Annotated in this window: 13 protein-coding genes and 1 pseudogene; 5 read left to right on the forward strand and 9 right to left on the reverse strand. The window is 56.5% G+C overall.

Annotated elements, in window-relative coordinates; translation table 11 throughout:
• Positions 1-38: 38 nt before the first annotated feature.
• On the reverse strand, positions 39-1,319 hold the full coding sequence (locus tag AC2D8V_RS08465) for a DUF3422 family protein (protein WP_484733089.1): 1,281 nt from the start codon (positions 1,317-1,319) through the stop codon (positions 39-41).
• A 307-nt stretch (positions 1,320-1,626) separates the two neighbouring features.
• Here AC2D8V_RS08465 and AC2D8V_RS08470 point away from each other — a divergent pair.
• From AC2D8V_RS08470 to AC2D8V_RS08480, 3 genes and pseudogenes are all read left to right on the forward strand, one after another.
• Positions 1,627-2,049, forward strand: a pseudogene (locus AC2D8V_RS08470) (MATE family efflux transporter); the annotation flags it as partial.
• Positions 2,050-2,365: 316 nt separating this feature from the next.
• Positions 2,366-2,944 (forward strand): MATE family efflux transporter, encoded by a 579-nt coding sequence (locus tag AC2D8V_RS08475; RefSeq protein WP_484733090.1) that lies wholly within the window; start codon positions 2,366-2,368, stop codon positions 2,942-2,944.
• A 108-nt stretch (positions 2,945-3,052) separates the two neighbouring features.
• Entirely contained in the window at positions 3,053-3,385 is a 333-nt protein-coding gene (locus tag AC2D8V_RS08480; protein ID WP_484733091.1) for a hypothetical protein, read from the forward strand.
• A gap of 300 nt (positions 3,386-3,685) precedes the next feature.
• Here AC2D8V_RS08480 and AC2D8V_RS08485 read toward each other — a convergent pair whose 3' ends face one another.
• The 3 genes from AC2D8V_RS08485 to AC2D8V_RS08495 form a co-directional block, all read right to left on the reverse strand.
• On the reverse strand, positions 3,686-5,182 hold the full coding sequence (locus AC2D8V_RS08485; protein ID WP_484733092.1) for an NAD(P)(+) transhydrogenase (Re/Si-specific) subunit beta: 1,497 nt from the start codon (positions 5,180-5,182) through the stop codon (positions 3,686-3,688).
• A 12-nt stretch (positions 5,183-5,194) separates the two neighbouring features.
• Entirely contained in the window at positions 5,195-6,769 is a 1,575-nt protein-coding gene (locus AC2D8V_RS08490; protein ID WP_484733093.1) for a Re/Si-specific NAD(P)(+) transhydrogenase subunit alpha, read from the reverse strand.
• A 126-nt stretch (positions 6,770-6,895) separates the two neighbouring features.
• On the reverse strand, positions 6,896-7,345 hold the full coding sequence (locus AC2D8V_RS08495) for a methyltransferase family protein (RefSeq protein ID WP_484733094.1): 450 nt from the start codon (positions 7,343-7,345) through the stop codon (positions 6,896-6,898).
• Between the two features lie 112 nt (positions 7,346-7,457).
• On the opposite strand from AC2D8V_RS08495, the gene AC2D8V_RS08500 reads away from it, so the two are divergent.
• Positions 7,458-8,216, forward strand: coding sequence for an SDR family NAD(P)-dependent oxidoreductase (locus tag AC2D8V_RS08500; protein WP_484733095.1), 759 nt, complete (start codon positions 7,458-7,460; stop codon positions 8,214-8,216).
• A gap of 11 nt (positions 8,217-8,227) precedes the next feature.
• Here the strand turns inward: AC2D8V_RS08500 and AC2D8V_RS08505 are convergent, their stop codons facing one another.
• From AC2D8V_RS08505 to AC2D8V_RS08525, 5 genes are all read right to left on the reverse strand, one after another.
• Entirely contained in the window at positions 8,228-9,004 is a 777-nt protein-coding gene (locus AC2D8V_RS08505; RefSeq protein ID WP_484733096.1) for a gamma-glutamyl-gamma-aminobutyrate hydrolase family protein, read from the reverse strand.
• A gap of 134 nt (positions 9,005-9,138) precedes the next feature.
• On the reverse strand, positions 9,139-9,564 hold the full coding sequence (locus tag AC2D8V_RS08510) for a GlcG/HbpS family heme-binding protein (RefSeq protein WP_484733097.1): 426 nt from the start codon (positions 9,562-9,564) through the stop codon (positions 9,139-9,141).
• A 35-nt stretch (positions 9,565-9,599) separates the two neighbouring features.
• On the reverse strand, positions 9,600-11,741 hold the full coding sequence (locus AC2D8V_RS08515; protein ID WP_484733098.1) for a malate synthase G: 2,142 nt from the start codon (positions 11,739-11,741) through the stop codon (positions 9,600-9,602).
• A 94-nt stretch (positions 11,742-11,835) separates the two neighbouring features.
• Positions 11,836-12,000, reverse strand: coding sequence for a DUF2256 domain-containing protein (locus AC2D8V_RS08520; RefSeq protein WP_484733099.1), 165 nt, complete (start codon positions 11,998-12,000; stop codon positions 11,836-11,838).
• The gene (locus AC2D8V_RS08525; protein ID WP_484733100.1) at positions 11,997-12,179 is read right to left on the reverse strand and encodes a hypothetical protein; all 183 of its coding nucleotides are present in this window, start codon (positions 12,177-12,179) and stop codon (positions 11,997-11,999) included. The genes AC2D8V_RS08520 and AC2D8V_RS08525 overlap by 4 nt, the downstream gene beginning before the upstream one ends.
• A gap of 104 nt (positions 12,180-12,283) precedes the next feature.
• Here AC2D8V_RS08525 and pepN point away from each other — a divergent pair, with 104 nt between their 5' ends.
• Entirely contained in the window at positions 12,284-14,833 is a 2,550-nt protein-coding gene (pepN, locus tag AC2D8V_RS08530; protein WP_484733101.1) for an aminopeptidase N, read from the forward strand.
• Positions 14,834-14,835 lie beyond the last annotated feature (2 nt).

Below are 14,835 nucleotides of genomic sequence, written 5' to 3' on the forward strand. Positions count from 1 at the left end.
GCGCGCAGCGCGCGACAAGAGCGGCGCACCGTCGTGCCCTACTCCACGTTGGCGCGCAACCGGCGGATCGCCCACCAGACAAACAGGACCACAGGTAATGTCACAAGCGCCGTCAGCGTCCCTTTGGTGACCCCTGTTGCTTCCGCTGCGGGGTACAGCATGTAACCCACAAGCGACACCGCGTAATAGCTGATCGCAACAACAGAAAGACCCTCCACAGTTCGCTGCAGACGCAACTGTAGATCAGACCGGCGATCCATGCTTTCCAGCAAAGCCTGGTTCTGCGCGGACCGCTCGACATCCACGCGGGTCCGCAAAAGGTTCGACGCCCGGATTGACCGGCTCGACATCGCATCCAGCCGGCGCTCGGCCGACGAAACCGTGCGCATCGCTGGCGCATACCGCCGCATCATGAACTCGGCAAATTGCTGACGCCCCAAAAAGCGCTCTTCTCGCAATGCCGCGATCCGCTGATTGACCAACGCTTCATAAGCGCCCGTTGCCGCAAATCTGAAAGATGACTGCGCGGAAAGCGTTTCCAGTTCAGCAGAAATCGACAGAAGGTTGTTCAGCGTGTCTTCCGCGCGTGCACCAGGTTCGGACATATCACCCATCAGCGTGGTCAACAGCGTATCCAGTTCGGTCAGCTTCGGCTGCAACTCGCGCACCCGCGCAAATCCCAGCATCGACATCGCCTTGTACGTTTCAATTTCGCACAGGCGCTGAACGATCCGGCCGACGCGTCGGTTCTCTGTTGCACCACCGGGGAACACCGCAAAACGCATATGGCCGTTACTGTCTATCCGGAAATCGCCCGCAACAATCGCGTCCCCTTCCAACACAGAGGCCACGGCGAGGCTCTCTGTGACAAACCAGTCGTTAAGATACTGCTCGATTTCGGCATCAGCTGGTCGCGCCCGAATATCAACCAGAACGGATGTGACCCGCTGTCCCGGCGCATCTGCAAGCCAGTCCGCCGGGAAAACTTCAAAATCCGTGGGGTCGAAAGCACGTTCCGACAGGGCATCGGCAAAGACGGTGTACGTGACGAACTCGGTATGCTGCTCCCACTTCAGCCAGTATTTGCCAATCTGACCATAGTAATGCGTTGCGCCAGGTTGCGGGTGCTGCGCGCCAAAACGGTCAAGCAGTGCAGTCAGATGGTCGAGATCGCGTTGGCGGTCACGGCTGACGGCATCGTGCGGTTGCTTGATCGCAATATAGGCCGCAGAGCACGGCGCCTCCATGGACGGAAACGGTCGTGCATGCAGCTCGTTGGCCAGCTTATAGCGCAGAGGGTGGTCGTCAATTGGCGGCATCAGACACTCCAAGAATACCACGAGGAATAATGTCCAAACACATCATGTCAAACTTTTTTTGGATATTTTTCAAAGTGTTAAAAGAATTCAATGGTATACCAATCTAGTCTCTCGTTGCAGTGAAATGAAAAGGTGAAGCAATTAGAGCGCGTTAAGCGATGACATCTATGCAGTTGGAACCAGACGCGCTTTGGCAGCGTTTAATTCTGACTGCACAACAATAAGGCGTATCGCATCCATGTCCGACGCAAACAAAGATCTCACCAAGGGTCCTATATGGCGCGCGCTTGTTGCGATGTCAGCGCCCATGAGCTTTGGCATCTTTGCTGTCTTGAGTGTCGGCTTGGCGGACGCATTTTTTCTCAGCCGTGTCGGCGGCTCTGCGCTGGCCGCAGTGGGTTTCATATATCCAGTTACGACCGCAATCACCTCTTTGTCTATCGGCTTGAGCGTAGGTGCGAATACAGCATTGAGCCAAGGCGTCGGACGCGGCGACAACGACGAAGAAACCCGGCGTCTCAGCCTGCATGCCATAGCCTTGGGGCTTGCCCTGTCGGTCATCGTCGCAGCCTTGGTCTGGCTCACTTACCCACTTCTGTTCTCTGCGCTAGGTGCGGAAGAAGCCGTGTCGAACGACATTGCAGGCTACATGCCCGTCTGGGCGCTGTCTTTTCCATTTCTGGTCGTGATGATGATCACGAATGCCATCTTCCGAGCGCGCGGTGACGGCTTGACGGCACCTGCGATCATGACGCTGGCCGCTGTGGTTAATATCGCGTTGGACCCATTGCTTATTTTCGGGTTATGGGGCCTGCCCGAACTCGGGACGCAGGGCGCGGCACTGGCGACTGCAATTGGCCGTGTCCTAGCCGTCTGCGTTGCGCTGTGGCTCGCCTTTTCGCGCGGGCTGTTGGGCGTCTGCGGTGCACCCTTCAAAGGCATTTGGTCTTCGGTCCAGCAGGTTTTGCGCGTAGGGGTGCCGGCGGCCTTTTCAAATGCAATCAATCCTGCGGGAATGGCTCTTGTGACAGCCGCAGTCGCCACACTTGGCGAAGCCGCCTGCCGGTTTCGGTGCCGCAACGCGCGTTCAAAGCGTGGCTCTCGTGCCCCTGATGGCGCTTTCTGCCGGCATCGGTCCGGTAATTGGCCAGAACTGGGGCGCGGACCAACAGGACCGCGCGTGCAATGGCACGCAGATAGCCTTTCTGTTTTGTCTGGCTTACGGCGCAGCAGTGGCGGCTATTCTCTTTTTGTTTGCAGAAGCAATTGCAGGTACATTCGCGTCCGGCGATCAGGACGCAAAGCTTGCGGCGCTCTATCTGCGGTTTGCGGGCCTGTCGATGTTCGGCTACGGTGTTGTCGTTGTCGCAAATGCTGCGATGAATGCCAGAGACAAAGCCGTCTGGTCGATGGGCCTGAGCCTGACCCGCATCCTTGCTATTTATCTGCCACTCGCGTGGCTGGGCGCTGTAATGTTCGACTTCCCTGGCATCATCGCCGCTGCCATAGCTGCCAACCTGATTGGCGCAGCGGGTGGCATTATTTGCACACGCAAAACCGGCCTGCTCAGCCTTGATTTCCAGGTGTCAGGCAAACGGATAACCGCGCTGGTGCCGGGAAAGTAACGCATAGTGCAATGGGTTTCAGACAAACAGCACTTGGACACAATTGCGCATGTTTCATAGCTCAATACCGGCTCAGGTATAAACTTCCTGCTTCGCTGGCGCTGTGCCATGCCAATCGATCATGAAACCTTGGAATTGCCCAAAGAGCAACGTGCGACGGCGCATAAGTCCAGTGACACCCTGCGCGCACTTTTTGGTGTCGACGGCACAGCAAAGAAAGTCGTTGATGGGTTTTTTTGCCTCCTGATTTGGTATCTCGGGCACACAAATCTTTTTGGAGCAAATACCGCTTTGTCGCGCATCCGCTCCTGGCATGTAGAGCTGAATGCTGACACGCATCGACGCCGTTTCCGAAAGGCTCAATTGCGGTTCTTCCCGCTCGGACAGCATCGTGAGGCTTGGACCAAACCGAATTGCCGACGAGGGTATTTAGACGTTTAGGGGGACTGGAATGGCATCACCCTTGCTTTGGCGTTGGCCATCTAACTTATCTTACGCTCAAAGCTTCAAAGGCGCTTGGTGTACTGCCCAAATGAGCCAGCGCGCAGGGCTCGCCCGAGCTACCTTTTCTTAGCTAGATGGTGACGTCAATACCTTCTCCATGGCGCTTGTGTTCGAACGCCAACTGCCCCCGCCTTGCAACCTGATCAGAGCCAGTTGACTGCAACAAGGTCGCAGCTTGGAGGTACAAAAAAAGGCGCCGGAAAGACCGGCGCCTTCATTCCTGATCGGTCGACTATGTTAGTCGATCATCGGCAAAAGCTTGTCCAATGATGCCTTTGCGTCTCCATAGAACATCCGCGTGTTGTCTTTGAAGAACAGCGGGTTTTCAATGCCTGAGTAGCCTGTGCCCTGCCCGCGCTTGGACACGAACACCTGCTTGGCTTTCCAGACCTCAAGCACTGGCATACCGGCGATTGGGCTGTTTGGGTCGTCCTGTGCGGCTGGATTCACAATATCGTTCGAACCAATGACGATAACCACGTCCGTATCTGGGAAGTCATCGTTGATCTCTTCCATTTCCAGCACGATGTCATAAGGAACTTTCGCCTCTGCCAGCAACACGTTCATGTGCCCCGGAAGCCGTCCGGCAACCGGGTGGATCGCAAAGCGTACTTCCTTGCCTGCCGCGCGCAACTTGCGGGTCAACTCGGCAACGTTCTGCTGTGCTTGTGCTACCGCCATGCCATAGCCCGGAACGATGACAACGCTGTCTGCTTCATTCAGCGATTGCGCAACCCCATCCGCTTCGATTGCGACCTGCTCGCCTTCGACTGCCATCTGCTCACCTGCTGGGCCGCCAAAGCCGCCCAGAATGACGCTGATGAAAGACCGGTTCATGGCCTTGCACATGATGTAACTGAGGATCGCACCTGAAGAACCGACCAGCGCGCCCACGACGATCAGCAAGTCGTTTCCAAGCGAGAAGCCGATGGCTGCTGCGGCCCAACCAGAGTAGCTGTTCAGCATGGAAACGACGACAGGCATGTCGGCGCCCCCGATCCCCATGATAAGGTGATACCCGATGAAGAGCGCCAGCAGCGTTAGCAACACAAGCGTCCAACTGCCGGATCCGCCAAGATACATGATCGCAAGGAGCAAGGACAAAGCGGCCGCAGCCGCGTTCAAAAGGTGGCCGCCTGGCAATTTCGTTGCAGAGGAATCCACTTTGCCCGCGAGCTTGCCATAAGCGATGACCGAACCGGTGAAGGTTACCGCACCGATCCAGATACCAAGCACGAGCTCAACCTTGAGGATGTTGATCTCTACCTGGCTTTTCTTGGCGATCAACTGACCAAAAGAGGACAGACCGTCGTAGATTTCTTTGGGCAGACCGATGGCACTATAACCGTCTGGCCCGACCGCGCCGAGCGTCAGGCTGTTTTCTGCAAAAAGATCACCGAGGTTATTGATCATGATGTCAGCGTTAAAGCCGACAAAGACCGCAGCGAGACCAACAAGGCTGTGCATGATGGCCACAAGTTCGGGCATCTGCGTCATCTGGACCTTGGTGGCCAATTGGTAACCAACCGCCGCGCCCAGCCCGATCAGGATGATAGACACTACGCCCAAACCCTGCCCCGGCCCGATCAACGTCGCCAGAACGGCAATCGCCATACCGACGATCCCATACCAGACGGCGCGTTTCGCGCTTTCCTGGCCAGACAGACCACCGAGTGACAGGATGAAAAGAACGGCCGCAACCGCGTAGGCTGCTATGGTAAATCCGAATTCCATGATCCCGCCCCCTTAAGATTTCTGGAACATGGCGAGCATGCGCCGTGTGACGAGGAAGCCGCCGAAAATGTTGATCGCGGCCATGAATACCGCCAAGGCGGCCAGCAGCGTTATGAGCAACGAGCTTGACCCGATCTGGATGAGTGCACCCAGAATAATGATCGACGAAATGGCGTTTGTGACGGCCATCAAAGGTGTGTGCAGCGAATGCGCCACGTTCCAGATCACCTGGAAACCAATGAAGACTGACAACACGAACACGATGAAATGCTGCATAAAGCTGGCTGGTGCCACCAGCCCCACAGCCAGCACAAGCCCGCCTCCCATGGCTAGCATGGCGACCTGATTGCGGGTTTGTAGCTTAAACTCCGCCAGCTCTTTTTCGCGTTTCTCTTCGGGTGTGAGTTCTTTGGCCGCTTCCTTTTTCGGAGCAGCGGCAATGGCTGCCACTTTGGGCGGTGGCGGTGGAAAGGTCACTTCCTTGTCGTGCGCGATTGTTGCACCACGGATGACGTCGTCTTCCATGTTGTGATCGACCACGCCGTCTTTCTCTGGCGTAAGGTCTGTCATCAGGTGACGGATGTTCGTCGCGTACAAACTGGAGGCTTGCGTTGCCATTCGGCTGGGGAAGTCCGTGTAGCCGATGATCGTGACACCATTTGCAGTAACGATCTTTTCGTCCTTGATTGTCAGTTTGCAATTACCACCCTTTTCAGCGGCCAGATCGACAATAACCGAACCCGGTTTCATCGCCGCAACCATGTCCTCGGTCCACAATTCGGGGGCTTCCCGGTTGGGGATCAGGGCCGTTGTGATGACAATATCGACCTCAGGCGCAAGCTCGCGGAACTTTGCTAGCTGTGCTTCGCGGAATTCAGGTGAGGAAACAGAAGCATAGCCGCCGGTGCTGGCACCATCCTGCTGCTCTTCTTCGAAATCAAGATAGACGAATTCAGCGCCCATCGATTCAACCTGCTCGGCAACCTCGGGCCGGACGTCGAACGCGTAGGTGATCGCGCCCAGACTGGTCGAGGTGCCGATAGCGGCAAGGCCTGCCACCCCGGCGCCGACCACCAGAACTTTGGCCGGTGGAACCTTGCCAGCAGCGGTGATTTGACCTGTAAAAAACCGGCCGAAATTATTACCCGCCTCAATGACCGCGCGGTATCCCGCAATGTTCGCCATGGATGACAAGGCATCCATCTTTTGCGCACGGCTGATGCGAGGGATCATCTCCATCGCGATGACGGTCGTGCCTTTCTTGGCCGCCGCTTGCATCTTGGCTTCGTCCGCGACCGGACTGAAGAACGAGATAAGGGTCTGGCCATCACGAAGGCGCTTCATTTCTGTGTCGTCCGGAACCCGAACCTTGGCGACGATGTCCGCTGTCTTGTAAAGTGCAGCCGCAGTCTTGACGACTTCGACGCCTGCTTCTTTGTAAGCAGCATCGGAAAATCCGGCGTTGTCCCCGGCTCCGGTCTCAATAACGCACTCATGTCCCAGCTTTTGAAGTTGCAACGCGCTCTCCGGCGTCATGGCAACGCGGTTTTCGCCGTCGAAAACCTCTTTTGGTGTCCCGATCTTCAAGTGTAGCTCCCCCCGATCATTTCGTGTTTGAGCAATTTGGTGCACAGCAATGCGATGTCCACTATCTCGTCCACGCGCAAGGTACAAGAAGCGGGGAAAATGTGAACGCTCACATGTGCCTAATTATCAAACCCATCTGCGCGTTTTTTCCGCATATCGTGCAAAATCAGCACGAAACTGGCGCCTTAACCTGTTTTCCTCGGGAATGACGAACCGTGTTTCCAAGATCCAGAAAAGGATCGGCACAAGCGCAAGAGAAAGCACCGCGTCAAAGTAAAGCGCGAGCCCTGCAAGGATGAGAACATCCGCGAGATAGATCGGGTTGCGGCTCCGCTTGAAAATGCCGGTCTGGATCAATTGGCTGGCCTCTTGGTGGGGTATGATCGTGGTCTTGTGCTTTTGAAACTCCATCACGGCCAACATCGTAAGCACCACGCCGCCACCGACCAACAATCCGGCCAAGAACATCGTTATCGGGTGTGCAAGACTAAGCCCCAGCGAAAAATAATGCGCTTGAAGAAAAGCGACGACGGCAAAGGCCGCGAGCCACACTGGCGGCAGATCAAGCCATTTCATGCAAATCCCTCCTGCATGCTTGGTGTTGTTACCGTCGCACATGCCCGCCTAAGGCTCAATCACTTGCACCTGCGCTCGCAGCGCCTAAGCTGGCGGCAAGAGGGAGAACGCTATGGAATTGAACGGAAAGCACGCTTTTGTCACCGGTGGCGGTACAGGCATTGGGCTCGCAATTGCGCGCGATTTGGCTAAAGCAGGTGCTCAGGTCACGATCACCGGCCGACGCCAAGAGGTGCTGGATGCCGTCACGGCGGAAACACCGGGCTTGCACGGCATGGCGATGGATGTCCGGGATGAAGCCGATGTCATCGCAAAAATGGCACAGGCGGTAGACGAACGCGGACCCATCGCGATCTGCATCGCAAATGCCGGCATCGCCGAAGGACGCTCGCTGCACAAAACCGATTTGGAATTTTGGCGCAACATGATGGCGACCAATCTTGATGGTGCGTTTCTGACAATCCGCGAGGCGCTAAAATCGATGCATGGCGAAGACTGGGGTCGGGTCATCGCCATCTCCAGCATCGCCGGTCTGCGCGGGCTGAAAGGTGCAAGCTGCTACACCGCCTCCAAACACGGCATGATCGGCCTTATCCGTGCCCTGAGCGAAGATTACCTTGGCAAGCCGATTACCTTCAATGCAATCTGCCCTGCCTACGTCGACACAGACATCGTCACGCGCAACGTGACCTCAATCTCGGAACGCGCCGGAATCAGCACCGATGCCGCCCGTGATGTCATGGTATCTGCAAACCGCCACGGCAGGTTGATTTCCTCCAGCGAAGTCTCCGCAGCGGCAATGTGGCTGGTCTCGGGCGCGGCGGCCTCGGTCAATGGCCAGACCATCGAGATTGCCGGCGGGATGATGTAGCGCCCATCCGATTAGGCCACTTGCGATGTGCGCCCCCGTGATGCTCCGGCCCACGCGCGAACGGCGTCGCCAAAGGCGCCAAACAGCTTGCGTGACACCGGATCTTGGTCCGCACGATATTCTGGATGCCATTGTACCGACAGGGTAAAGCCGGGCGCGTCCTTGACATAAATCGCTTCTGGCGTGCCGTCGTCAGCGTGCCCGTCGATGACAATGCGCGCACCGGGGCGTTTGATCCCCTGCCCGTGCAGCGTGTTGGTCAACACGCTCTGTTCTCCCATCAACTGATGGAACCGACCACCTTCCGTGAAAGAAACCGTGTGCCGCAATTCGAACTTTTCGTCCAACGTGCCGTCGGGCGGCATGCGGTGGTTCATCCGACCGGGAAGTTCGCGAATTTCCGGATAAAGCGAGCCCCCCATGGCCACATTGACCTCTTGAAAGCCACGGCACACCCCAAAAACAGGTTGCCCGCGTTCGACGCAGGCACGCACAAGCGGTAAGGCAACCGCATCGCGCGCCCGGTCAAAATCGCCGTGGGCTGCGGTGGCAGCCTCGCCATACTCCTCCGGATGCACGTTCGGGCGACCACCAGTCAGCAGGAAACCGTCGCACTGGTCCAATAGCTCCGCTACAGAAACAAGACGCGGGTCAGAAGGGATCAACATCGGCATACACTCTGACACTTCCGCGATTGCCGCCGAGTTCATCAGCCCGCCTGCATGTACCGGATACTCGTCATGGAGCAGGTTGAAATTCGAGATAATACCGACAACGGGCCGCTGCATGTTGGGTCCTTCTGTAACTTTCGTCCTTTGATATAATCGCGCATTCCCGACAATAATAGCCTCAGAGCGCGCAGTCAGTTGTGCGGTGATGCCAAAAAGCGCCGCATTTGCCTAAAATTGACGCAGAAAGTATGTCAGCCGTCGCCGCTCAAGCCGGCAGCCTCGATACCGGCGAGCCCGACGATCAAATCATTCTCGGACACATCACCGGTGACGCCAACACCTCCGATGACGGTTCCTTTGCGGTCACGTACGAGGATGCCACCCTGTACCGGGACCACATGACCGCCGAAAACACCGTTGACCGCTGCCATGAAAGGCGCACCCACTTCTGCACGTTCGGCCTGCGCGGTGCCTGTCATACCAAGCATGACAGCGCCGTAGGCCTTGCCGTGTGCGACACCGAAACGTCCCGGTGACGCACCGTCTTCGCGCTCGAACGCTTTGACGTGACCGCCTGCGTCGAGCACAACGACAGAGAGCGGTTTCAAGTCCATCTCCCGGCCTTTTTCGAACGTCTTGCGAATGATGGTCCGTGCTTTTCTCAACGAGATTTCCATAATCCTGTTCCCTGTTATCTGCGTCCCGCCTTGCTTCAGCTTGCGGCTTTCAATTCCAGCCGGCGCGCGTGCAACACCGGCTCTGTGTAACCTGAGGGTTGCGTACGCCCTTTGAACACGAGATCACAAGCTGCCTGAAACGCAATGCCGTCAAAATCAGGCGCCATAGCTGTGTAGTGCGGGTCGTCTGCGTTTTGCGCGTCTACGACCTCGGCCATCTTGCGCATGGTGGCCATGACATCCTGCGCGTCCACAACACCGTGGTGTAACCAGTTTGCTATGTGTTGAGCGGAAATCCGGCACGTCGCGCGGTCTTCCATCAGGCCGACATCGTTAAGGTCAGGCACCTTGGAGCAGCCAACGCCTTGGTCGACCCAGCGCACCACATAACCGAGAATACCCTGCGCGTTGTTTTCCACTTCGCGCTGTTTCTGCTCATCCGTCCACTTTTGATAGGTCGCAAGAGGGATATCGAGAACAGTGTCGACATAGGCGCGACGTCCGCCTGCCTTGAGCTTTTCCTGCACGGCAAAAACATCAACCGCATGATAATGCAACGCATGCAGGGTTGCCGCGGTCGGGCTCGGCACCCATGCGCAGTTCGCCCCCGATTTAGGATGTTCAATCTTTTGCTCGATCATGGCAGCCATCATGTCCGGCATAGCCCACATGCCCTTGCCGATCTGAGCCTTGCCGCTCAGGCCGCACTCCAGCCCGATGTCGACGTTCTGGTTCTCATACGCACCGATCCATGCCTTGCGTTTGATGAAGTCTTTGCGGCTGAACGGACCCGCTTCCATTGATGTGTGAATTTCATCGCCGGTGCGATCCAGAAACCCTGTGTTGATAAAGGCAACCCGCGATTTGGCGGCACGGATGCATTCCTTGAGGTTCACCGACGTGCGCCGCTCCTCATCCATGATCCCCAGTTTGACAGTATACTGCGGCAGCCCCAGAACCCGTTCGACATGCGTAAAGATGCGGTCTGAAAAGGCGACCTCATCCGGCCCGTGCATCTTTGGTTTGACGACATACACCGACCCAGTGACCGAGTTGCCGCTTTCGCGGGTCAAGTCGTGCATCGCGATCAGCGTCGTGATCATCGCATCCATCAGCCCTTCAAAGACCTCGTTCCCGTCGCGGTCCAGAATCGCTGGGTTTGTCATCAGGTGGCCTACGTTACGCACCAGCATCAATGCGCGCCCCTTCAGCGTCACCTCTGCGCCATCAGGGCCAGTCAGCTTGAGATCGGGGTTAAGCTGGCGCGTCACGCTCTTGCCGCCCTTTTCAAAGGTGTCCTCAAGATCGCCCTTCATCAGGCCCAACCAATTGCTGTAAGCGACGACCTTGTCCTCGGCGTCAACGCATGCGACCGAATCTTCACAGTCCATGATCGCAGAGACCGCACTTTCCATGCGGACGTCAGCAAGTCCGGCCTGATCACGGCTGCCAATCATATGGGTCCGGTCGAACACCAATTCGACGTGCAAGCCGTTGTTACGCAGCATTACGGTGTCAGGCGCTTTGGGATGACCGGTGTAGCCGACGAACTTTTCCGGCGACATTAACGGCTTGTCATCGACCAACAGCGCGCCGCTGTTCACGTAGTAGCGCGTTGCATCCGCGTGACTCAGATCTTCCAGTGGGAAAGCCTGATCCAGAAATACGCGCGCACGGGCGACGACACGAGCGCCCCGCCCTTTGTTGTATCCGCCGGCGGGCGGCGTGCTGCCCATGGCATCAGTCCCATAAAACCCGTCGTAAAGGCTGCCCCAGCGGGCGTTGGCGGCATTGAGCGCATATCGTGCATTCGTAATGGGGACGACCAACTGTGGCCCCGGCACCAAGGCAATTTCCGGATCTACATTTTCAGTTTCGATCTCGAAGTCATCACCTTCCGGAACGAGATAGCCGATTTCGCTCAAGAAAGCCTTGTAGTTTTCGTGGTGATGAGACCCGTCGCGATGCTCTTTGTGGTACGCATCGATTTTCTGCTGCATCTCTTCGCGAACCTGCAACAATTTGGCGTTTTCAGGCCCGAATTCATGCACAAGCGCTGAAAAACCGGCCCAAAAGCTGTCCGCATCAACCTGTGTACCCGGCAAAGCCGCATTTTCAATGAATTCCGCAAGCTCCTGAGCCACGCGTAGGCCATGACGTTCCTGGAATGAGCTCATCGCACTTGTCCTCCCCGCAACAAATTGGCGTCGTTGGGTGGTTTAGGCGCTTCGGGTCACAAGGGCAAGTGGGCGGTAATATTTATTGACCAATTTAGTCCTGACTTGGCGCTTTGCGATTTCTGTCAGACTGACATCGCTTTGAGCAATAGCGCACTTCATCCCAGACGCGCTTCCACTTCTTGCGCCAGGTGAAGGGCCTGCCACAAGTAGCGCAGAGCTTTTGCGGCAGGTCAATTTTCAAGCGTCGCTTGCTCACCCGTCGATGCTGGGCACGTTGTTGGTGAAAAACGCGGCAAGATCAACGCCGTACCCAAATGATGCTATGGCGAGGCCGATGATTGCGACCGCGGCGATAGCCAAACCGACCCAGATGCCCCAGACCATTGTTTTGTGGCGGTTTTTCTGGCGCTCAATATTCGTGTCAGGTGCAGACATGGTAACTCCTTTAGATGTTTACTTCAGGTGACGCCTCTTGCAGCGCCTGCGTTACACTCATAACGTCTGAGGCATTATTGAGTTCCCTTCGAGAGACATCTCCCATGCGCGACGCCGCCCCCAAGACCATTTATCTTGCTGACTATAAACCGTTTGGATTTGATGTCACCGACGTCCATCTGACCTTTGATCTCGCGCCGACCCAAACGCGCGTCAAAAGCCGGATTCAGTTCGCGCCAAAACCAGACCAAGAACGTGAATTCTTCCTTCACGGTGAAAACCTTACACTCATTTCTTCAAGTATCGATGGCAGCCCGGTTTCTGTACAGATCACAGATGAAGGTCTGACCTGCGAGGTGCCGGATCGCCCCTTCGTCTGGGAAACTGAAGTGGAAATCGACCCTCAGAACAACACCGCTCTTGAAGGGTTGTACATGTCCAATGGCATGTATTGCACGCAGTGCGAAGCCGAAGGCTTTCGGAAGATCACCTACTATCCGGACCGACCAGATGTCATGAGCGTGTTTACCGTCGTCATCAACGGGCCCCATCCGGTACTGCTTTCAAACGGCAACCCGGCAAACATCCTCAAGCACCAAGCAACATGGCATGACCCTTGGCCAAAACCGGCATACTTGTTCGCACTTGTCGCCGGAGAACTCGTCGCGCACTCTGATCGCTTCACCACCCGCTCTGGGCGGGATGTCGCCCTCAACCTCTATGTCCGCCCGGGCGACGAACATAAATGCGCCTTCGGCATGGAGGCTCTAAAGGCGTCGATGACGTGGGATGAAGAGGTTTACGGGCGCGAATACGACCTTGATATCTTTAACATTGTTGCGGTTGACGACTTCAATATGGGCGCCATGGAAAACAAGGGGCTCAATATTTTCAACTCGTCTGCTGTGCTGGCCTCGCCGGAGACATCCACGGATATGAACTTTGAGCGCATCGAGGCCATCATCGCGCATGAATATTTTCATAACTGGACGGGCAACCGGATCACGTGCCGCGACTGGTTTCAACTTTGTCTCAAGGAAGGACTGACGGTTTACCGCGACAGCCAGTTCACCTCAGACATGCGCTCCGCTCCCGTTAAGCGTATCAGCGATGTCATCGACCTGCGCGCCCGGCAGTTCCCAGAAGATCAGGGACCGCTTGCTCACCCTGTGCGCCCGGAAAGCTTTCAGGAAATCAACAACTTCTATACTGCAACTGTCTATGAAAAAGGCGCCGAGGTTATCGGCATGTTGCGCCGTCTTGTAGGCGCGGAGGCTTATTCGCGCGCGCTCAATCTATACTTTGATCGCCATGACGGCGAGGCTTGCACGATCGAAGACTGGCTGAAAGTTTTCGAAGATTCCACAGGCCGCGATCTTTCCCAATTCAAACGCTGGTATTCTCAGGCGGGAACACCGCGCCTTACCGTGTCCGACGATTGGCAGGGCGACACCTACAGCCTTACCTTCACGCAAGAGTTGCCCCCCTCACCGACGACACCGGAACCTGCACCGCAAGTCATTCCGATTGTAACAGGGCTGTTGGCACAAGATGGCAGCGAACTTGTTCCAAGCACGGTTCTTGAATTGACTGAGAAATCGCAAACCTTCTCTTTCGACGGGCTAGACGAACGCCCTGTCCCATCAGTGCTGCGCGGTTTTTCTGCACCGGTCGTGCTGACGAGTGCTTTGGACGCCGATCACAACGCGTTTCTTCTTGCGCATGACACCGACCCGTTCAATCGCTGGGAAGCAGGGCGAACGCTGGCACAGCAGACCCTGATGGACATGATCACAGATGATGCGCCTGCATCTGCCCAGTATCTGAGCGGGCTGCACAACGTGATGTCAGATTCAGCGCTGGATCCGGCGTATCGCGCGTTGATGTTGAATCTGCCCAGCCAATCCGATTTGGCGCGCAACCTGTATGACGCGGGCGTAACGCCCGATCCTGGGAAAATCTGGGATGCGGTAGAAGCATTACGAGACGCTCAGGCTGAAACGCTGGCTGATGATATGCATGATCTGTACGAAAGCCATCAGGTCAGCGGCGAATACCGGCCCGATGCGGAACAGTCAGGGAAACGCGCACTCGCCAATGCAGCGCTGAGCTTGCTTGCGCGCCGAGATGCCACGCAGGTGGCACAATACCAATACGACACGGCCAATAACATGACGCAACAGATTGCAGCGCTGGCTGTCCTGTTACGCCATGATCAGGGTGAGGCCGCTTTGCAAGCATTTCAAAGCCAATGGAAGGCCGACCGTCTGGTAATGGACAAATGGTTTGGCCTGCAGGTCATGCAGGCTCGCCCGGATGCAGCTGCTGCCACAGCGCAAGCACTTACGGAGCATCCCGATTTCAACTGGAAAAACCCCAATCGCTTTCGCGCAGTGATGGGGGCTCTCGCGATGCATCACGCTGGTTTCCACGCAAAATCCGGTGAAGGCTACAACCTGCTGGCAGACTGGCTGATCCGGCTTGATCCTGTTAACCCGCAGACAACAGCGCGCATGTGCTCGGCCTTTCAGACATGGCGCCGCTATGACGAGCACCGGCAAGACCAGATAGCTGCAGCACTGGATCGTATCCTAGGCACACAAAATCTGTCGCGCGACACCACCGAAATGCTGACCAGAATACGAGGAAACTGATC

Source organism: Roseobacter sp. YIN89 (assembly GCF_057219365.1).